At 71.3% G+C, this 19,191-nt stretch carries 17 protein-coding genes and 1 pseudogene; 7 read left to right on the top strand and 11 right to left on the bottom strand.

Annotated elements, in window-relative coordinates:
- The first annotated feature begins 27 nt into the window (after positions 1-27).
- A complete protein-coding gene (gene idi / locus Prum_RS04485) occupies positions 28-636 on the top strand; it encodes an isopentenyl-diphosphate Delta-isomerase (protein WP_218577037.1) in 609 nt (202 codons plus the stop codon).
- On the opposite strand, the gene Prum_RS04480 is transcribed toward idi, so the two are convergent.
- The 3 genes from Prum_RS04480 to Prum_RS04470 form a co-directional block, all read right to left on the bottom strand.
- Positions 633-4,049, bottom strand: coding sequence for an ATP-binding protein (locus tag Prum_RS04480; protein WP_218577036.1), 3,417 nt, complete (start codon positions 4,047-4,049; stop codon positions 633-635). The genes idi and Prum_RS04480 overlap by 4 nt on opposite strands.
- A gap of 227 nt (positions 4,050-4,276) precedes the next feature.
- Positions 4,277-4,795 carry a sigma factor-like helix-turn-helix DNA-binding protein gene (locus Prum_RS04475; protein WP_246278525.1) on the bottom strand — a complete coding sequence of 173 codons (519 nt, stop codon included), beginning with the start codon at positions 4,793-4,795 and terminating at the stop codon, positions 4,277-4,279.
- A gap of 213 nt (positions 4,796-5,008) precedes the next feature.
- Positions 5,009-5,263 (bottom strand): hypothetical protein, encoded by a 255-nt coding sequence (locus tag Prum_RS04470; RefSeq protein ID WP_173074209.1) that lies wholly within the window; start codon positions 5,261-5,263, stop codon positions 5,009-5,011.
- Positions 5,264-5,507: 244 nt separating this feature from the next.
- On the opposite strand from Prum_RS04470, the gene Prum_RS04465 reads away from it, so the two are divergent.
- Entirely contained in the window at positions 5,508-5,699 is a 192-nt protein-coding gene (locus tag Prum_RS04465; RefSeq protein WP_173074207.1) for a hypothetical protein, read from the top strand.
- Positions 5,700-5,725: 26 nt separating this feature from the next.
- On the opposite strand, the gene Prum_RS04460 is transcribed toward Prum_RS04465, so the two are convergent.
- The 8 genes and pseudogenes from Prum_RS04460 to Prum_RS04425 all read right to left on the bottom strand — a co-directional run bounded on the left by Prum_RS04460 (position 5,726) and on the right by Prum_RS04425 (position 14,780).
- Complete coding sequence (locus Prum_RS04460) at positions 5,726-6,079, bottom strand: hypothetical protein (RefSeq protein ID WP_246277636.1); 354 nt, start codon at positions 6,077-6,079, stop codon at positions 5,726-5,728.
- 498 nt (positions 6,080-6,577) lie between these two features.
- Positions 6,578-7,954 (bottom strand): annotated as a pseudogene (locus tag Prum_RS04455) (carotenoid oxygenase family protein); the annotation flags it as partial.
- A 75-nt stretch (positions 7,955-8,029) separates the two neighbouring features.
- Complete coding sequence (locus tag Prum_RS04450) at positions 8,030-9,493, bottom strand: benzaldehyde dehydrogenase (protein WP_173074205.1); 1,464 nt, start codon at positions 9,491-9,493, stop codon at positions 8,030-8,032.
- Entirely contained in the window at positions 9,474-10,295 is an 822-nt protein-coding gene (locus Prum_RS04445; RefSeq protein WP_173074203.1) for an SDR family NAD(P)-dependent oxidoreductase, read from the bottom strand. Before Prum_RS04445 ends, Prum_RS04450 begins: the two co-directional genes overlap by 20 nt.
- Entirely contained in the window at positions 10,292-11,245 is a 954-nt protein-coding gene (locus Prum_RS04440; protein WP_173074201.1) for a branched-chain amino acid ABC transporter permease, read from the bottom strand. The genes Prum_RS04445 and Prum_RS04440 overlap by 4 nt, the downstream gene beginning before the upstream one ends.
- Complete coding sequence (locus tag Prum_RS04435; RefSeq protein ID WP_173074200.1) at positions 11,242-12,105, bottom strand: branched-chain amino acid ABC transporter permease; 864 nt, start codon at positions 12,103-12,105, stop codon at positions 11,242-11,244. Before Prum_RS04435 ends, Prum_RS04440 begins: the two co-directional genes overlap by 4 nt.
- 10 nt (positions 12,106-12,115) lie before the next feature.
- Positions 12,116-13,294, bottom strand: a complete 1,179-nt coding sequence (locus Prum_RS04430) for an ABC transporter substrate-binding protein (protein ID WP_173074198.1) — start codon at positions 13,292-13,294, stop codon at positions 12,116-12,118.
- Between the two features lie 13 nt (positions 13,295-13,307).
- Entirely contained in the window at positions 13,308-14,780 is a 1,473-nt protein-coding gene (locus tag Prum_RS04425; RefSeq protein ID WP_173074196.1) for an ATP-binding cassette domain-containing protein, read from the bottom strand.
- A 108-nt stretch (positions 14,781-14,888) separates the two neighbouring features.
- Between Prum_RS04425 and Prum_RS04420 the strand changes: the two genes are divergently transcribed.
- From Prum_RS04420 to Prum_RS04400, 5 genes are read left to right on the top strand one after another with little or no spacing between them, the layout of a single operon-like run.
- Positions 14,889-15,683: an SDR family NAD(P)-dependent oxidoreductase gene (locus Prum_RS04420; protein WP_173074194.1), complete on the top strand. Its 795-nt coding sequence runs from the start codon at positions 14,889-14,891 to the stop codon at positions 15,681-15,683.
- Positions 15,670-16,239, top strand: a complete 570-nt coding sequence (locus tag Prum_RS04415) for a hypothetical protein (RefSeq protein WP_173074192.1) — start codon at positions 15,670-15,672, stop codon at positions 16,237-16,239. Before Prum_RS04420 ends, Prum_RS04415 begins: the two co-directional genes overlap by 14 nt.
- A 15-nt stretch (positions 16,240-16,254) precedes the next feature.
- Entirely contained in the window at positions 16,255-16,749 is a 495-nt protein-coding gene (locus Prum_RS04410) for a VOC family protein (protein WP_173074190.1), read from the top strand.
- 2 nt (positions 16,750-16,751) lie between these two features.
- Entirely contained in the window at positions 16,752-18,350 is a 1,599-nt protein-coding gene (locus tag Prum_RS04405) for a bifunctional 3-(3-hydroxy-phenyl)propionate/3-hydroxycinnamic acid hydroxylase (RefSeq protein ID WP_173074189.1), read from the top strand.
- Positions 18,347-19,183, top strand: coding sequence for a fumarylacetoacetate hydrolase family protein (locus Prum_RS04400; protein ID WP_173074187.1), 837 nt, complete (start codon positions 18,347-18,349; stop codon positions 19,181-19,183). Before Prum_RS04405 ends, Prum_RS04400 begins: the two co-directional genes overlap by 4 nt.
- Positions 19,184-19,191: the final 8 nt, after the last annotated feature.

Raw genomic sequence — 19,191 nt, 5'->3', positions numbered from 1 at the left:
CGGAGTTTCACGAGGAGGCGACTCGCCATGGTTGGTCGGGAATTACAGCTGGTGGAGCTCGTGGGCGCCGACGGCTCGGCCACCGGTTCATGCACGGTCGCCGAGGCGCACGCCGCGCCTGGCCGGCTGCACCGGGCGTTCTCGGTGATGCTGTTGGACGATGTGGGCCGCGTCATGGTGCAGCAACGGGCCGCGGTGAAGACCCGGTTCCCGCTGCGCTGGGCCAACGCCTGCTGTGGTCACCCGGCCCCAGGACAGGCGGTGTTCGACGCGGCCACGCAGCGGATGATCGAGGAGATCGGGCTCCGAGGGGTGGGGCTGCACCTGGCCGGGGTGCACCTGTACCGGGCCGAGGACCCGCAGACCGGCCGGGTCGAATACGAGTACGACCACGTCCTGGTCGGCCGGGTGCCGGTGGAGCCCTGCCTGCAGTTGGATCCGGCCGAGGTGGCCGGTGTGGGCTGGGTGACGCCGGACCTGCTACGCGCGGACATGTCCGACTGCCCGGATCGGTACGCCCCCTGGCTGCTCGGCGTGCTCTCGGTGGCTACCGAGGCGGCCGGCCGCCTGCCAGCGGCCGCCGCACTCGCCCTCCCGACGGCCAGCGACAGCGCGGTCACCGACGGCGTCGTCTAACCGATCGGCATCGCTACCAGCCGCGCCTTGGTGTCTCCGCACCGGCCGATACGCTCGCGCACCCGGTCCAGCCATAGCTGGGCGCCCATCCGTCGGGTCGTGTCGAGAGCGATGTGGAGATCGACCAGGGCGGCGTCAACGTCACCGAGGCCCAAAGCGGCCTCCGCGGTGAAGTAGGCCACTGACCCGCTGATCACCACGTCCGAAACGGAACATGCCAGATGGCGGTAAGGCAGCAGCTCGGCCCGCAGCCGGGTGACCAGCTCAGTCTCGTCGAGACGTGATGCGGCGAGCAGCGCCCAACACTGGGTATAGAGCCACAAGTGATCCTTGGGCCCGCACGGGAGCCGGCGCAACGCCATGCGGGCATCGCGCATGTGCCCCGCCTCGGCCAGTGCCATCCCGAGAATGCTGTGCAGCGCGGGCAGATCAGCGTACTCCGCGACAGTGCGCAGCTCGCCGACGAGACTCGCGCCATCGCCGGTGAGATAGGCGACCTCCCACATCTGGACCACTCGGTTCAACCGCGCGGCACCCCACTTCATCCGCGAATGCCAGTCGTAGGCGGCACGCCGCAACTCGTCCGCCTCCCGGCAACGCCCGCCAAGCAGTAGCAAGGCGGCTTGGGACCAGGCGAGTTGGGTACAAAGGGGTGCGCATTGGTCGTCCGTCAGCTGGGCTGCGAGATCTAATTCAGCGGACGCCTCGAAAACGCGGCCCAAAGTGACCAGTGCTCGGGCACGGAGCTGCCGGGCGCGGACCGTCATGGACGGCGGCAGGCCGGGCAACGCCAGCAGCTCGGTGACCGCGCGGAGGCGTTGGTCGAGGTGGTCGGGCCCCTTGAGCGCCACGGCCCGCAGGTGCAGGACGTGGGCGAGTGCCAACTCGTCGGTCGTGCGCCGGACGAGGGCCAGTGCCTCATCTGAACGCGCGGCGCGGCCCACCGGGTCACCGTCGTAGTAGCGGGCGACGGCGAGACAGGACAGAACCAGCGCGCGGTGCACAGGGTCGGTCACTTGGGCCAGCCCTTGCTCGAAGACATCAACGAGCCGTTTGTTGACTTCGCCGGGCTTGGCCGGGTACCAGTTCAGCTCGCTGAGGGCCGCGACCGCCGCGGTGACCAGTCGAGCGCCATCCGCACCGCCGCCAGCGTCATGTGGCGCGAGGGCTTCCTCCATAGCTTGGATAAATATCGGAAGGCCGTCGTCCGGGTTGCCAGCCCGATACAGGGACGTCCCCAGGCCGATCAGTAGCGGAAACCGGTCGAGGTCTTCCTTTTCGGCCAGGTCGGCGACGGTCAGGGCTTGCCGCCACAGCGCGGCGGCCTCGTCGAACGCTAGTCGGGCGTCGGCGACGCGGGCCGCGGTGGTGGCATGGGTCAAGGCATGGGCGGCAGCGGTGGGGTCGAGCTCGGCGGCGAGAAGCCAGTGGCGGGCAATCTCGCCGGCACGGTCGGTGTTTCCCAACCAAGCCCGGGCCGCCGCCGTACCGATGCGCCGGTGAAGGCGCGCCCGGCGTAGCCGGCCGGTGGTCTCGTACAGCGCCTCGGCGACGACGGTGTGGGCGAAGCGGAACCAGCCCAGCCGCCGTGGGTCTTCGACGATCAGGCCGGCTGCGACTGCAATGTCGAGGACATCCAGCGCTGCCTCGATCTCGACCGAGGCACCTTCGGCGACGACCTCGATGTCGAAGTGCCTGCCGGCGACAGCGGCCACTGACAGCACCTCGGCGGCAGCCTGGGGCAACCGCGCGATGCGCCGCAGCACCACCTCGCGCACCGGCACCGGCACCGGTGCCGTATGGGGTTGATCCACACGTTGTTTGGTGGTCAACAGCTTGATCAGCTCCCGCAGGAAGAACGGGTTACCCTCGGTGCGAGCCCAGAGTCCTTCCGCCGTGTCCCTGCTGACCTGCTGCTGGAGAATGGCGCTCGCCAGCGTCTGAGTGTCCTGGGTGTTCAGGCCGCTCAGCTCTATTCGCGTCATCCCGGAGCGGGCCAACGCGGCCAACGTCTCGGCCAGCGAAGCGGCCTCGCCGGAACGGTAGGACACCACCAGCAGTAGCCGACTCGCTGGCACCGCCTCAGCCATGTGGGCCAGCAGTCGCAGTGAACCCCCGTCCGCTCGATGCAGATGATCAAGCAGGACCACCAGCGGCGCGGTTTGGGACGCGTCAGCCAGGTACTGGACGATCGCCTCGAACCGCCGCAAGGTGGCACCGGTCACGTCCACAGCTTCCACCCGCTGCTGGCTGTCCCCGTCCAGGATCTCGGCCACCGGCGCCGGTATCGAACGCTGCCGAAAGCACGTGCCCACCGCACGCAGCACCTGCTCCCAGATCCACAATGGCGGTGCGGCGACATGCTCGGGGCACGTGCCCCAGAGCACCGGCACAGCCACCAGGTTGGCGAAGCGCCGCAACAGGCTGGTCTTACCAATCCCCGGCTCCCCGGACACGGTCACCACCCGCCCCTGACCATCCGCCGCGGCGGCCAATGCCTCCACCAGTTGCCGCAGCGGCACCTCGCGACCGACGAACACCTCCCCGTTCGCAACCGGCGAGGACGACGGACTGGTCGTGCACAGCTGCGGTGGAGACGTGGGCCTGCTCGACACCGTCAAGGCTGGGACGGTCGAGGTCGGCTGCCAGTCCAGAGCCGGAACCTGGTTCAGGATCTCGCGCTCCAGGTGCTGTAACGCTGGTTTGGGGTCGATGCCGAGCTCTTCGGATAGCCGTTTCTGGATGGTCCGCAGCACTCGCAACGCATCGGCCTGTCGTCCGGCCCGGTACAGCGCCAGGCTCAACAGCTCGCAGCCGTACTCACGCAGCGGATGCGCCTGAACGAATGCCTCCAGCTCGGCCACCGCCATCTCATGAGCGCCCACCGCCAGCAGCGCCGCGCAGCGTGCCTCCACAACGGACAGATGGAGTTCCTCCAGCCGCACGACTTCCGGCACCACGCAGGTAGCGGCGGCCACATCCGCGTATGCCTGCCCCCGCCACAGCGCCAACCCCGCCTCGAACTCAGACAACGCCTGCTGCGGATCATCCCGATCCCACGCCTGCCAGCCCGCAGCGGCGTGCTCCCCGAATCGATCGGCATCCACGTCGATGATTTGGCTGTCCAGCAGATAGCCCCGAGGGCAAGTGCGCAACACCGTCGCCGGTGTCCGTGGAGGCCGCCCGGGTTCCAGCGCCCTCCGCAGGTTGGCCACATACGCCTGCAGCGAGGTCATCGCAGACGGTGGCGGATGCCCTGCCCATAAGGCTTCCAGCATCAATTCCACCGCCACTGGCTGACCCACCCGACTCACCAACAAGGCCAGCAACGCACGCTGCTTGGGTGCGCCCAGATTCACCAGCCGACCAGCGACGATCGCCTCCATCGGCCCCAACGCACGGAACTCCACCATCACCTTGGTGGAACGCGGCACCGCAGACGACTGCGGTTCGATCCGCCTAAGAGAGTCCGGCAAGGTAGGACGTGTCCTGGTGGCTGCCGTGCTGATCATACGTTGGCACTTGTGACGGTATGAGGATTTGTGTGGTTTGTCCCGTCCGTGCCGCGAGAATTGATCACTAGCCGCATGATGGCCCCTTCCCCGTAAAAATGAGGGCTGCTCTCACGTAGCATGCAGACTCAAATGCTACCGGCTATCGAACGCCGTGGCAACGAAGTCTGTAAATGGTCCCAATGGCGCAATAGGCGCAGGTCGTGGGCGTTGCCGCAGGTCGGTGGATAACGACGTTCCGGTGTCGGTTTCTTGGCGGGACGCGGGTTGGGCCGTCCAGGGCCGGAGATTTTCGGGATTCCGCACTCCCCAGATGTGCTTGATTCTGGTCGCCCGCGAACTCGAAGGCCAGTGCCACCATGGTGCGCCCCTTTGGTGCGCCACCAGTCCGGGTTGGCCGTTGGAGCGCGGTGGAGAGGCCGCCGCCGTCGGCGATCGTCGTGGCGTACCTGCTTGAAAGCCCGCACCACATCAGCCCGCCCTGCCACCGAAGCCGCAGGAACCTGCGCGACGCGGATACGGCGCCGAGCCGACGAGGCCAACTGACGACAGGCCGCCGGCGTACGCCCAACGATCCCAGCCACCTCAGCGAACGAAAAGCGAAATACGTCGTGCAGGATGAACGCCACCCGCTCAGCCGGCGTCATCGACTCCAACACAACCAGAAACGCCATATTGACCGACTCGTCCAAAGTCACCCGATCGGCCGGATCAACGAGGTCACCACCCGAGCCGCCATCAACCCACTCCGCGCAAATGGGACGCCAGTCCAGCGCGGGAACGTCGGACGGCGCCGGGATCGCCGTGATGGCTTGGGCTTTGACGAAGCCAGCATCGCGGCCACTGACCGAGCAGCAGGATCAGCGCCCGGTGCGCTGGATCGTCCACATTGATCGGACCGCCGGCTTCGGGCAACCAAACTTAACCCCATGCTGGTCGAGCGTGGGAAGCAGGTGAATGAGTTGGTCGCCGGCGAACGCGCGCTCGTACACACCGACCACGATCGCGTCGAACCTGCGGCCCGGCTCAGCGATCGTGTCCAGCAGGGCCGCCGCTCGTGGTCGTTGGGTCCAGGGCAGCCGACGGGAGCAGCCGACGTCGAAGTACTCCGCCACGATCACTCCGTGCCTAGCGACCAGATCCGCCGCCGCCTCGTGCTGCCACGCCCGGACGGGGCGGCGCCGCCGCACCGCCGCCGGCCACGGGCGGTCCGTCCGCCACGCCGGTCGCCGGGGGCGGAAACCTCGCGTCAACCGGCACCGGCCGGTGGCTGCCCATCTCGGTGGGCGTCGGAGCGGCACTCGTCGTGGCCGGTCTGGTGTTCGTGATCGTCGCCCGCCGGCGCCGGACCGTCTGACCATGTCCACGAGACAGCCGGCGGTGGCGGGTCCGCGGCGAACGCGTACGCCGCCGCCGGCTGTGTTCCTGGCAGGGCTCGTCGCCGCCCTGGCCGCCGGATGCGGTGGCCGGGGCGGGGAGGGCCTGACTCATCGCCGTGCGGCGCTCCCGCTGGACGCGTACTTCCTGCGCGCACGCAAGGCCGGTCACTGAAGGGCCACACAGGACCTCTCCAGGTGTCAGCTGTTGTCAGCGAGGCTGAGCAGGAACGAGCCGCAGCAGCACAGCACGATGACGGCCGCGAGTACGCCATACAGGATGTAGGCAGCGGTCAGACCTGGGTGCTTCTGCGGCTCGAATCCGATCGCGCCGCCGCCGAACGCCCAAACCGGTGCGGCGTAGTGGATTGTCGGCGCATATTGGGTGTTGTCGACGGCGATCGTGGCCGAACCAAACTTCCACAGGTAAGGCACGAAGATCTCGACCTGGTGGGTGCTCAACGGGATGGGGATTACGTTCTCTCCCCACTTGAGGGCGACCGTGTGTCCGTTGATGACGGCCTTGGGCGCGAACAACGCCAGCATGAACGCCATCCAGTGATACTTCGTGAGAATGCGTAGGTATCCGCCTTGAGGGTTGGTCACGATCACGGATCATAGCTGTGGGTCGCACCCGGCTGGCGATGCCGAGCTTCTGGTAGACGTGGGCGAGATGGTTGTCGACGGTACGGGAGACGCCGAGCGGGTGGCGATCTCGCGGCTGGACAGGTCCGCGGCGAGAATGGTGACCTGTCGTTCCTGCGGGGTCAGCACCGTGCCCAGACCGTCCAGGTCGAGCAGCGGCGTGCAGGTGCCCTGGCAACCGGCGCGCAGTGCCGCCGCGCGTTCGGTCGAGCGGCGGGCGGCTGATCCGGCCTCCTGATCGACACGGATGGGCCGGGTGTGGTTGCGTCGTTACCGACAGGCCGTCGCGGGCTTACTGCAGCGGCCGGGCATCCGCGTCCACTGTCGCCCGTTGTCGGCACACTGTGGTCCTGCTGCGGCGGTCCTGTTGATGCCGACCGACGGGGCCGCCGCACCGCCGACCGGCCACTACCGGCCGTGTGCCGCGACGGCGTTGTCCAGGGTGGCGTGGTCGGCCCAGTTGCCGTGGAAGCCGAACGGGACGCGGGCCGGCAGCTTGACCCGGGCCAGCGGCGTCCGGCGCAGGTCGGCGGCGTCGTGGATGAGCAGCTCGCTGAGGTTGGTGGAGCGGTTCCACCAGACGCTGAGCAGGTATCCGCCGTCCTCGCCGCGGGCGCCGTCGCGGGCCACGAAGATGGGCTCGCTGGGGCTGGTCAGCCCGTCGGGCCCTTCCACCACGGCGGTCGAGTCGAGCAGGTAGTCGTGGCGGGCCAGGCCGTCGGTCATGGTGTCGCCGGCCAGGCCGCGGGTGGTGACGAAGTAGCCGTACCGGTGCTTGCGGCCGGTGTAGGCGTCGTTGATCCGGGGGAACTCGCCGGCGATGCCGCTGACCATCTCCTCGCGGGCTCGCCCGGTGCGCAGGTCCACCCGCCACCGGTACGGCAGCGCGGGTGGGAACCACTCGTGCGAGGCGAGCGGGGCGTCGAGGCGGGCGGCGGGGGTGCCGAGCCGGGTGATCCGGTGGCCGTCGATGACCAGTTCGCCGCCCGCCTCGTACGCGTTGAAGAAGTGGGTGTTGGCGAACTGCCCGCCGACGTCGTGCCGGGTGACCTGGTGGGTGCGGCGGTCCAGCAGGACGATCTGCGCGCCGTGCGGGGTGGCGCTTTCGTCCCAGATCACGCCGGGGCGGCCCTGGGCCACCAGGTCGAGGCGGAACTGGGCCGGGGTGACGAAGAAGATGGCGTACGTGTCGCTGACCGCGAAGTCGTGCATGAGGACGGGTACACCGATCTCGAAGGTGTGCTTGTCGATGACCTGGCCGGTCTTCGCGTCGGCCCGGTACCAGGTGATCACCGGGCCGGTGGCCGCGAAGAACAGCATGTCCCCGGTGTCCGGGTCGATCTTGAAGTGGGCGGTGCAGAGCACGTCGACGCCGCCGTGGAAGTCGTAGGTGCCGAGCGTTTCGAGTGTCTGCGGGTGCAGGCGGTGGGGGAGCCCGCCCTCGTAGTAGACGATCAGGTGGTCGTCGAAGACGCCGACGTTGGTGTTGGCGACGTTCTTGGCCGGTGGGGCGCCGTCCGGCAGCCGGCCCGGGGTGCCGCCGTTGACGAAGCCGCTGTAGATCGCCTCGCCGGCCGCGACCTCGACCCGCATCGAGGCGGTCTCGACCCAGCGGCTGCGGTACGCGGCCCGGCCGTCGCGCAGGTAGACGGCGCAGACCATGCCGTCGCCCTCCCACCAGTGGTAGCGGTCGACGTTGCGGGGCTGCAAGCGCGGGTTGGACGAGACCCGGAACAGTGCGCCGGACAGGTCGGGCGGCAGTTGCCCGACCACCTCCAGGCCGTACGCCTCGTCCTGCGCCGTCCAGGGGCGAAGGGTCCGTTGAGGAACTTGTTGTCGGTGGCCACCATGAGTGTCTCCTCAGAAAGGGTATGCCGGCAGGTCGCCGCGGACGGTGACCCACTGCTGCTCGGTGAACGCCTCCAGGTTGGCTGCGGCGCCGCCGTGCCGGGCGCCGTTGCCGGAATCGCCCACACCGCCGAACGGGATGGTGGGCTCGTCGTTCACGGTCTGGTCGTTGATGTGCACCAGGCCGCTCGGGATCCGCTCGGCGAGCGCCAGGCCCTTCATGACGTCGCGGGTGAGGATGCCGAGCGAGAGGCCGTAGGGGGTGCCGGCGGCCAGCGCCGCGACCTCGTCGAGGTCGCGGAAGGCCACGACCGGCGCGACCGGGCCGAAGATCTCCTCGGTGTAGGCGCGGGCGGTGGTCGGCACGCCGGTGAGCACGGTGGGCCGGTAGAAAAGGCCCTCGAAGGTGCCGCCGGCGGCCAGCGTGGCGCCCGCGTCGATGCTGTCGTTGACGACGCGGTGGATGTGGTCGCGCTGCCCGCCGTCGATGACCGGCCCGAGCGCGACGTTGCCGCCGGCCGGGTCGCCGACCGGGAGCCGGTCGGCGTGCGTGGCGAGCAGCGCGGCGTAGTCGTCGGCGACCGAGGCGTGCACCAGGTGCCGGCCGCTGGCCATGCAGATCTGTCCGGCGTGGACGAACGAGCCCCAGGCGCCGACCGACGCCGCCCGGTCCAGGTCGACGTCGTCCATGATGACGAGCGCGGAGTTGCCGCCCAGCTCCAGGTGCACCCGCTTGAGCCGGTCCGCCGCGGCGACGGCGATCGCGCGGCCGGCGTGGGTGGAGCCGGTGAACGCGATGACCGGGATGAGCGGGTCGTCCACGACCGCGGCGCCCACGTCGGCGCCGCCGGGCAGCATGTGCAGCAGGCCCGGGGGCAGCCCGGCCTCCTCGAAGACCCGGGCGATGACCACGCCGCCGGACACGGCGGTGCGCGGGTCGGGCTTGAGGACGACCGCGTTGCCCAGCGCCAGGGCCGGCGCGACGGCGCGCATGGCCAAGATGATCGGTACGTTGAACGGCGCGATGACGCCGACCACGCCGACCGGCAGGCGGCGGGCGAACGAGAACCGTTGCTGCTGCGAGCGCAGCAGTTCACCGTACGGGGCGGCGGCGAGCGCAGCCGCCTCGTAGCACTCCTCGATGCCGCCGCTGCTCACCTGCAGCGCCGCGAACGGCCGGATCGCGCCTGACTCGCGGATCAGCCAGGTCTCGATCTCGTCCTGGTGCTCCTCGAACAGGCGCCCGGCGCGGCGCAGCACGGCGGCCCGCTCGGAGTACGGCAGTGCGGCCCACTCCCGCTGCGCCTGCGCCGCCCGTTCCGCCGCCTTGTGCACGTCGGCTGCGGTGGCGGAGCCGATCCGGCCGAGGGTGGCGCCGGTCGCCGGCTCGACGACGTCGTACGCCTCGCCGGAACCGGCGCTCCACTCGCCCGAGTAGATGCGGCCGGTCCAGATGTCATTGTCCAGCAGGCTCATTGCGGTCTCCGTTCACGGTGAGTGCGGCGAGGCTCAGGTCGACGGCGGAGACGCCGCCGTCGGCCATCAGAACCGCCCCGGTGACGGCCGCCGAGCGGGGCCCGGCGAGGAAGGCGATCACCTCGGCGATCTGTGCGGGCTCGGCGGCTCGGCGCAGCGGGTACAGGGCGGCGGCGCGTTCGTACGCCTGGGCGCGGTCCAGCCCGGCCGCCCGGCCCAGGGTGTCCATCACGGCGTCGGACATGCGGGTGCGCACCATCGCCGGGCAGACCGCGTTCGCGCGTACGCCGTGCGGGCCGAAGTCGGCGGCCAGCGAGCGGACCAGGCCGATGATGGCGTGTTTGGCGGTGACGTACGCGGCGGAGCCGGGGACGGCCACCCGGCCGGCGAGGGAGGAGACGAGCACGATGGTGCCGGCGGTACGGATGAGCTCCGGCAGGCAGGCGCGCGCCGCGACGTACGCCGTGTCCACATTGGCGCGCAGGACTCGGTGCCACTCGTCCTCGCCGGTGTCGAGCACGGTGCCGAACGTCCCGATGCCGGCGCAGCCGACCAGCGTGTCCAGCCGTCCCCAGCGTTCGCGGGCGGTGGCTACCGCAGCTGCGCAGTCGGCCCCGTCGCTGGCGTCGCCGGCCACTGCGACGGCGCCGGTGGTGGCGGCGGTCCCGGCCAGGTCCGCGCCGTCCGGGCCGAGGACGACGACCTCGGCGCCGAGTGTGCGCAGCAGGGCCACGGTGGCGGCGCCGATGCCGGTGCCGCCGCCGGTGACCAGTGCCACCTTCCCGGTGAAGTCTCCGCTCACGCCGGCTCCACCTCCCGGCGGGAGGGGCGCACCGCGCGCGCGGCGCGGACGATCAGCGCCCACACCCCGGTCGGGGCGAACTTGACGATCAGCACCAGCAGGGCGCCCTCGACCAGCAGGGAGAGCACCTGAAAGCCTTCGAGCATCCGGGTCAGTCCATAGTAGACGACGGTCACGCCGAACACCGGCCCGACGATGCTGCCCGCCCCGCCGACGAGCGTCATCAGCACCGCGTTGAGGCTCCAGTTCACGCTGGCCACACTGGATGGTGAGACGGCGACGTACTGGTAGGCGACCACGGCGCCGGCCATCCCGGTGAGCACGCTGGAGGCGACCAGCGCCGCGAACCGGTGCTGGTACACGGCAACGCCGAGGCCGGCCGCGGCCGGTTCGTTGTCGCGCAGCGCGGCGAGGCGGAGCCCGAAGGCGCTGTACCGCACGTACGTGGCGAGCGCCATCGCCGCTCCGGCGACCACGATGGCGAGCTGGAAGAGCGCGGTGCCGGTGGGTATCCGGTCGATCGGTAGGGTCACGCCGGCCGCCCCGCCCGCCCAGTCCCAGTTGGTCAGCAGGGCTTGGACGGCGATCGCGGCCGCGAGGGTGCCGATCGCGAAGTAGTCGCCGCGCAGCCGCAGCAGCGGGACGGCGAGTAGCGCCCCGATCGCCCCGGCGGCGGCGCCGGCGATCACGACGGCCACCGGCCAGCCGACGGAGCTGTGCGCCAGCGTCAGGCCCGCGCCGTAGCCGCCGGCCGCCACGAACGCCGCCGCGCCGAGGGAGACCTGACCCGCGAAGCCAGACAGGATGTTCCACGCCTGCGCCACGGCCAGGTACGCCAGCAGCGTGGTGCCGAGGTCCTGGGTGCTCGGGTCCAGGCCGGGCGCGACCGCGAGGCCGGCAACGAGCGTGGCCGCCAAGGCAGCCGCCGAAACTCCTTTGTGGACCGTCATGCCCGCACCGCCCGCCGGAAGAGCCCGGTCGGCCGGAACGACAGGGCGAGGAAGAAGACCGTGTAGACGACGAAGTTGCGCCAGCCGCCGCCGAAGAGCGCGGTGCTGGCCGACTGCAGCAGCCCGAGCGCGACGCCGCCGAGCAGCACGCCGCCGACGCTGCCGATGCCGGCCAGCGCCATCACGGCGAACCCGGTCAGCAGCAGCGGCAGGCCGCTGGTCGGGGTGAAGCTCTGCGCCACGCCGGTCATGACCCCGCCGGCCGCGGCCAGCGCAGCCGCACCGGCCAGCGTCAGCGCGTACACCCGGCCCACGTTGATGCCGAGCATCGACGCGGTGGTCGGGTCGGCCGCCGCGGCCCGCACCGCAATGCCCGCCCGGGTACGGGACAGCAGCAGGTGCGTGGCCGCGCACAGCACCACGGTGAGCGCGAACGAGATGGCGTACACCGCCTGCACGCGCACGCCGAGCACGGTGAAGCCGGCGTCCGCGTACGGCGCGCGCAGCGCCCGCGGGTCGGTGCCGAACGCGGCCTGCAGCACGGCCTGGGCCATCAGCGACAGCCCGAAGGTGGCAACCAGCGGGGCGGTGCCGCTGGATCGCAGCAGGCCGGTCAGCAGGTACCGCTGCAGCGGGTACGCGAGCAGCGCCACGCCGAGCATCGCGAACGGCAGCGCCAGCAACGGGTCGAAGCCCGCGTACCCGACCAGCAGCGACGCGACGTAGGCGCCGCCGACGACCAGTTCGCCGTGCATCAGGTTCATCATCTTCAGCACGCCGAAGACCAGCGAGATGCCGAGGCCGATGAGCGCGTACAACCCTCCGGAGAGGACGCCGGCGACCAGGACGTCAGCGGACACCGCTCCTCCTTCAGGACAGCCCGGACAGGGCCTGCAGCGCGGAGCCACCCTGCTTCGGCCACACCTGGGTGATGCTGCCGTCGGCGTTCCACTGGCCGATGAAACTCGGTGTGGCGCTCTTGTTGTCCGTGTACTTCACGGAGCCGAGCGCCGAGCTGATGTCGGTGCGCGCCAGCGCCTCGTTGACCTTCTTGCGGTCCGTCGAGCCGGCCTTGGTGATGGCGGCCAGCAGGATGCTCGCCTCGTGGTAGCCGATCGCCACCGAGGACAGGTCGTTGTCGTTGGGGTACTTGGCGGCGTACTTCGACACGACCTCGTCGGCTTTGGGCAGCCCGGAGGTGCGCGTCCAGTTCATCTGTACGAGCGTGCCGGCGCCCAGTTCGCCCAGCGAGGTCCAGCCGGGCGTCTGCGCGCACTGGATGCCAATGGCCACCTTCGGGGCGTACCCGAGGGCCTTCATCTGCTTCCACATGGCGAAGCAGTCCGGCGGCGTCATCACCGCGATGAGCACCTCGGCGCCGGCGGACTTGGCCTTGCCGATGGCGTCGGCGTAGTCGGTGGTGCCGGCCGGCGCCGCGCTCTTGGCCGCGATCGTGAAGCCGGCCTTGGCGGAAAGGCCCGTGTAGAGCTCGGCGGTGGACTCGCCCTGGGCGTCGTTGTTGGTGATGAGCAGGACCTTCTTGTTGGTGTCCGTGGAGGCGGCGACCTCGAAGAAGCCATTTGCGCCCGCGTCCAGCGACTGGAAGGAGTCCCAGACGTACCCCTTGCCCTCCGGTCGCAGCTCGATCGGCAGGGCGCCCATCACCAGGGGGATCTGCAGCGAGTCGGCCTGGGCGGACATGTCGATGTTCTGCTGGCAGCAGGAGCCGAGCAGGGCCGTGGCCTTGTCCTCCAGGGCCAGGCCGCGCACCTGCTGGACCATCGTGCTGGTGTCGCCGCGGTTGTCGAGGATCTTGAGAGTGACCTTGCGCTTGGTGCCGCCGACGTCGATGCCGCCGGCCGCGTTCGCCTCGTCGACCGCCCACTGGTAGCCGTCCCGGATGGTCTCCAGGTTGACCTGCCCGCTGAGCATCATGCTGGCGCCGATGACCACCTCGTCCGCGCCGTCGCCGGAGGAGCCGCCGCCGCACGCGGTCAGGCCCGCGGCGGTGACGGCGGCCAAGGCCGCCGCGACCATCTTCCGTACCATCTATCTCTCCTTGCTACACAGTGGATGGTGTGCCGAAGTACGCCTCGTCGAGGCGGGTGCCGTCGAGCAGGTCGGCGGCCGGGCCGGCGTACGACATCCGGCCGCGGGACAGCACGCACGCGCGGTCGGCCATGGCCAGGCAGCGGTGGACGTTCTGCTCGACGAGCAGGATCGCGACGCCGCTCTCGTTGACCCGGGCCAGCGCCTGGTAGAGGGCGTCGACCGCGACCGGTGAGAGGCCGAGCGAGATCTCGTCGCAGATCAGCAGCCGGGGTCGGGCCATCAGCGCCCGGCCGACCGCGAGCATCTGTTGCTGCCCGCCGGACAGGGTGCCGGCGCGCTGGCCGGCCCGATCCGCGAGCACCGGGAAGATCTCGTGCACCTCGGCGAGGCGCTCGCTCAGGGCGGCGGCGGGCAGCCGCAGCGGCGCGCCGAGCACGAGGTTTTCCCGGACCGTGAGGTCGGCGAAGACCCGCCGGCCCTCCGGGCAGTAGGCCACGCCGAGCCCGGCGCGGTGGTGCGCGGGCGTGCCGGTGATGTCGGCGCCGGCCACCTGGACGCTGCCCGCGCGCACCCGGACCGCGCCCATGATGGCCCCGCACAGGGTGGATTTGCCGGCCCCGTTGGCGCCGAGTACGGCGACGACCTCGCCGGGCGCGACCGCCAGGGAGACGTCGCGCAGGGCCACCATGCCGCCGTAGCCGGCCGCGAGCCCGCGTACCGACAGCAGGGGCTCCGGTCCGGGCGTGCCGGTGGTGGCCGGCGGCCGGCGCGGCGCGGCCGCCGTGCCGTCGCCGAGGTAGACCGCGCGGACCTGGGGGTCGCGGGCGATCTCGTCGGGGGTGCCCTCGGCGATCGGCTCACCCCAGTTGAGCACCAGCACCCGGCCGACGACCTCGCGGACCACCCGCTCGATGTGCTCGACCAGCAGCAGCGTCCGGCCGGTGGCGTGGATGCGGCGGATGAGCGCGATGGCCTCGTCGAGCTGCCGCCCCACCAGGCCGGCCGCGACCTCGTCGAGCATCAGCACACCCGGGTCGGTGGCGAGCGCCCGCGCCACCTCCAGGCGCTTGAGGTCCAGGACCGCGAGCGACCCGGCGGGCCGGCTGGCCTTGGTGTCCAGCTCGCAGAGCGCGAGCACCTCGTCGACGGCGGCACCGCCGCGGCGGGCCATCGCCGCGACGCGCACGTTGTCCCGCACGGTCAACTGCGGGAACGGCCGCGGCACCTGGTGCGCCAGGGCGACGCCGGCCCGGGTGACCCGGTGCGGGGGCAGCCGGTCGAGCCGCCGCGACCCCAGCCAGATCTCGCCCCGGTCCGGCCGATGACTGCCGGCGACGGCCTTGAGGAGGGTGCTCTTGCCGGCGCCGTTGGGGCCGATGACCGCGACCGCCTCGCCGGGCGCGACCAGCAGGCTGACACTGGCCAGCGCGTGCACGCCACCGAAGCGTTTGTGCAGGTCACGGACTGCGAGTTCGCCGGTCATGAGCCCTCCTCGCGGATGTTGACGGGACGTTGACGGCATGTTGCGGCGAGCGTACAGTCCTCTTTTGCGGGACGCCAGTCCTACTTTTCAGAACACCGAGGAGGGGCAATGCGAGGGCTGACCGGTCGGGTCGCGGTGGTCACCGGCGCCGGCAGCGGCATCGGCGCGGCCGTCGCCCACCGCCTGGGCGCCGAGGGCATGCGCGTGGTCCTCGTGGACCGCGACGAGGCCGCCGCTGACCGCGTCGCCGCGGGCGTGCCGGGGGAGACCCTGACCGTCCTGGCCGACGTGTCGCAGCCGGACGACGTCGAGGCTTACCTGCGGGCCGCCGTCGACCGCTTCGGCCAGCTCGACGCCGTGCACCTCAACGCCGGCATCTCTGGCACGCACGCCGCGTTCACCGACATCGACCTCGCCGACTACGACCGCACCGTCGAGGTCAACCAGCGCGGCGTCTTCCTCGGCCTCCGGGCCGCGCTGGGGCTGCTGACCGAGCAGGGCACGGGCGGGTCCATCGTGGTCACCGCATCACTGGCCGGCCTGCGCCCGAGCGCCGCCATCGCCCCGTACGTCGCGACCAAACACGCCGCGATCGGCCTGGCCCGCAGCGCCGCGCTCGCCGGCGCTCCGGCCGGGATACGGGTCAACGCGATCGCGCCGGGGCTCATCGACACCCCCATGCAGGGCGGGCACCTCGCCGCGCACACCCTGGCGGACCTGCACGCCCGCAGTCCGCTCGGCCGCATGGGCACCCCCGACGAGGTCGCCGCCGCGGTGGCCTTCCTGCTCAGCGCCGAGGCGAGCTACCTGACCGGCGCCGTCCTGGTCGTCGACGGCGGACTCGACGCGACCGACCCGGTCGCACCCACCACCTACCCAAGGAGCGCGCATGCGGACGTTTGACGTACGCGACGTCGTCAAGGCCCCGGACGAGCTGCTCGCCCGGACCGACAACCCGCGGCACCGGGCCATCCTGACCAACTTCCGCCGGCACGCGCTGCTGGAGGTCTCCGGCCGGTGGCAGGAGATCCTCACCCCACGGATGGTCGTCGACCGGCCGGTCTACCGGATCAACGAGAACGGCCGCTCGGTGCACCTGACCGGCCTGGACGAGATCGGCAAGTTCTACCAGGACATCGCCGACCGCGGCCTGAACGTCTTCGGCCCGATCGAGGAGCGCATCGCGATCGCCGACTGGGGTCTGGCGATCGAGTCGCTGTTCGGCAACTACCTGCCCGGGCACGTGCTCGCCGCGCAGGGCGAGGACGTCGACGACCCCGACGCCTGGTACCAGCTCACCCACTACATGGCCTCGTTCTGGCCGTACGACGAGGACTGCCGGCTCATCGGCGAGCACATCTACGAGGACGCGGCCAGCCGCACCATCGAGAAGCTGCGCCCCGAGCAGGTCGTCACCCCGGCGATGGCGGCGCGGATCCTCACCCCGCTCATCGACTGACCACAAGGGAGAAACATGGCAATCACCGGACTGGGCCACACCGGCTTCTGGGTCGACGACCTGCCGAGGATGCGCGACTTCTACACCCGCGTGCTCGGCCTGGCCGTCACCGACGAGGACGACGAGTTGGGCATCGTCTTCCTGTCCTCGCGCCCCGAGCAGGAGCACCACGAGTTCGTGCTGCAGAAAGGGCGGACCGCGCCGCACGGGACCAGGTTGACGCACCAGGTCTCCTGGCGGGTCGACTCGCTGGAGTCCATTTTGGAGTTTCACCGCCGGTTCCGGGACGAGGGGATCGAGGTCCAGCAGGAAGTCACGCACGGCAACGCGATCGGGATCTACTTCTTCGACCCCGAAGGCAACCGCAACGAGGTCTACCTGCGCATCGAACGCGACGTGCGGCAGCCGTTCCGCAAGAGCCTCAACCTCGACCAGGACCCGGCCGCCGTGCTCGCCGAGGCCGAGGGGTTGCTGTCCGACGGCGGCCCGGCCTACCAGCCGGTCCAGTAGCCATGGCGGACCTGCCCGTGCTGGTCGTCGGCGCCGGCCCCACCGGCCTGACCGCGGCGAACCTGCTGGGCTCGATGGGCGTGCGGGTGCTGCTGGTGGAGCGCAACGCCGGCACCAGCGACGACGCCAAGGCCATCAGCCTCGACGACGAGTCGCTGCGTATCATGCAGCTCGCCGGGCTGGACGCCGCGATATACCCGATCATCGTGCCGGGCACCGGGACGCGGTACTTCGGTGCCCGCGGCCGGCCGCTCGTGCACGCCCGGGGCACCGGCGGGCACCGTTTCGGGCACCCGTTCAAGAACCCGTTCGCGCAGCCCGACTTCGAGCGGGTGCTCCGCGCCGAGCTGCGCCGCTTCGAGCGGGTCGAGCAGCGCTTCGAGACCCGCCTGACCGCGCTGCGACAGGAGCCGGACCGGGTACGGGTGTGGCTGCAACCCAGCGACGGCGGGCCGACCGAGCCGCTCGACGTGGCATACGTGCTCGGCTGCGACGGCGGCCGCAGCATGGTCCGGGAGCTGGTCGGCATCCCGATGCGCGGGCGCAGCTTCGAGGACGTCTGGCTGGTCGCGGACACCCTCGCGGACCCGCACGACCAGCGGTACGGCATGCACCACGGCGACCCCCGGCGACCGCACGTCATCGTGCCGGGCCGCGACGGCCGCTGCCGGTACGAGTTCCTGCTCCGGCCGGGCGAGTGTGCGCCGGGGCGGCGGCCGCCGTTCGAGCTGCTGCGCGAGCTGCTGCGGCCGTACCGGGAGATCACGCCCGAGCAGGTGGAGCGGGCCGTCGCGTACCGCTTCCACGCGCTGCTGGCCGACCGGCTGCGCGAGGGCCGGTGCTTCCTGCTGGGGGACGCCGCGCACATGATGCCGCCGTTCGCCGGGCAGGGCCTCAACTCCGGCCTGCGGGACGCGGCGAACCTGTGCTGGAAGCTGGCCGAGGTGCTGGCCGGCCGGGCCGGCGACGCGCTGCTGGACACGTACGACGCCGAGCGTCGCCCGCACGCCCGAGCGGTGATCGAGCTGTCCGTCCGGCTCGGCCGCATCGTCATGACCACCGACCGCCGCCGGGCGTGGCTGCGCGACCTGGTCGTGCGCGGGGCCATGCGCACGCGGCGCGGGCGCCGCTACCTCACCGAGATGCGGTACCGGCCGGCCACCCGGGTCCGCTCCAGCGCGGTGATCCTCCTGGACGGCACCGCATCGCCCCTGGTCGGCACGTCGCTGCCGCAGCCGAGGGTGCTGCACGGGCCGGAGCACCGGGTCACCCGCCTCGACGACGTCCTCGGCACCGGCTGGAGCCTGCTCGGCATCGACGTACCCGAAGACGGCTGGACCGGCGCGGAGCGGGCCGGACTGCCCGCGGCCACCCGCATCGACGTCGTCCTCGACGACCGCGCGCCCCGCGACCGGGCCGGCCGCGCCGGCATCGCGGACGCCGACGGCCAGTTACAGGCCATCTGCGCCGACCTGGCCGGCCGGTTCGTCCTGGTCCGCCCGGACCGCCTGATCGCGGCCGTGTTCCCACCCGCCCAGGCCGCGCGCGTCGGCGCGGCCTTGCACCCCCTGTTGCCCCAGATCGAAGGAGTACGCCGATGAGGCTCAGCACCATCCGCACCGCCGGCCGGACCGCCGCCGCCCGACAGGACGGTGACGAACTCGTGCTGCTGCCGTACGCCGACGTCGGCGCGCTGCTGGCGAGCGGGGACGACTGGCTGGCGCGCGCGGCCGCTGTCGACGGTGAGCGGGTGCCGCTCGCCGCCGCGTCCCTCGCCCCGGTCATCCCGTACCCGAACAAGATCATTTGCCTGGGGCTCAACTACGCCTCGCACATCAAGGAGATGGGCCGCCCCACGCCACGATTCCCGACGCTGTTCGCCAAGTACGACGGCGCGCTCATCGGCGCCCGCGACGAGATCCGCGCGCCCGCGGTCAGCGACGAGCTGGACTGGGAGGCCGAGTTGGGTGTCGTGATCGGACGGTCCGGCCGCGACGTGCCGACCGACCGGGCCCTGGACCACGTCGCCGGCTACACCGTCGTCAACGACGTGACCGCGCGCGACTGGCAGCACCGCACCCGGGAGTTCCTGTCCGGCAAGACGTTCGAGGCCACCACCCCGGTCGGCCCGGCTCTCGTGACCGCCGACGAGCTGCCCGCGGGCGGCTCCGGCCTGACCATCAGCTGCGCCGTCGACGGCCACACCATGCAGAAGTCCACCACCGCCGACCTGCTCTTCGACGTGGCCGACATCATCGCGTACGTCAGCGTCATCATCACGCTGCGGCCCGGCGACCTGATCTGCACCGGCACGCCGGGCGGCGTGGGCGCCGGCCGCGACCCCAAGGTGTTCCTGCGCCCCGGACAGGAGTTGGTGACCGTGGTGGAGGGCGTGGGGGAGCTGCGCAACCTCGTAGCGACGGATGGCGTATAGGCGGGTAT

Source organism: Phytohabitans rumicis (assembly GCF_011764445.1).
Lineage (GTDB): Bacteria > Actinomycetota > Actinomycetes > Mycobacteriales > Micromonosporaceae > Phytohabitans > Phytohabitans rumicis.
This window is presented reverse-complemented; position numbering and strand designations above follow the sequence as displayed.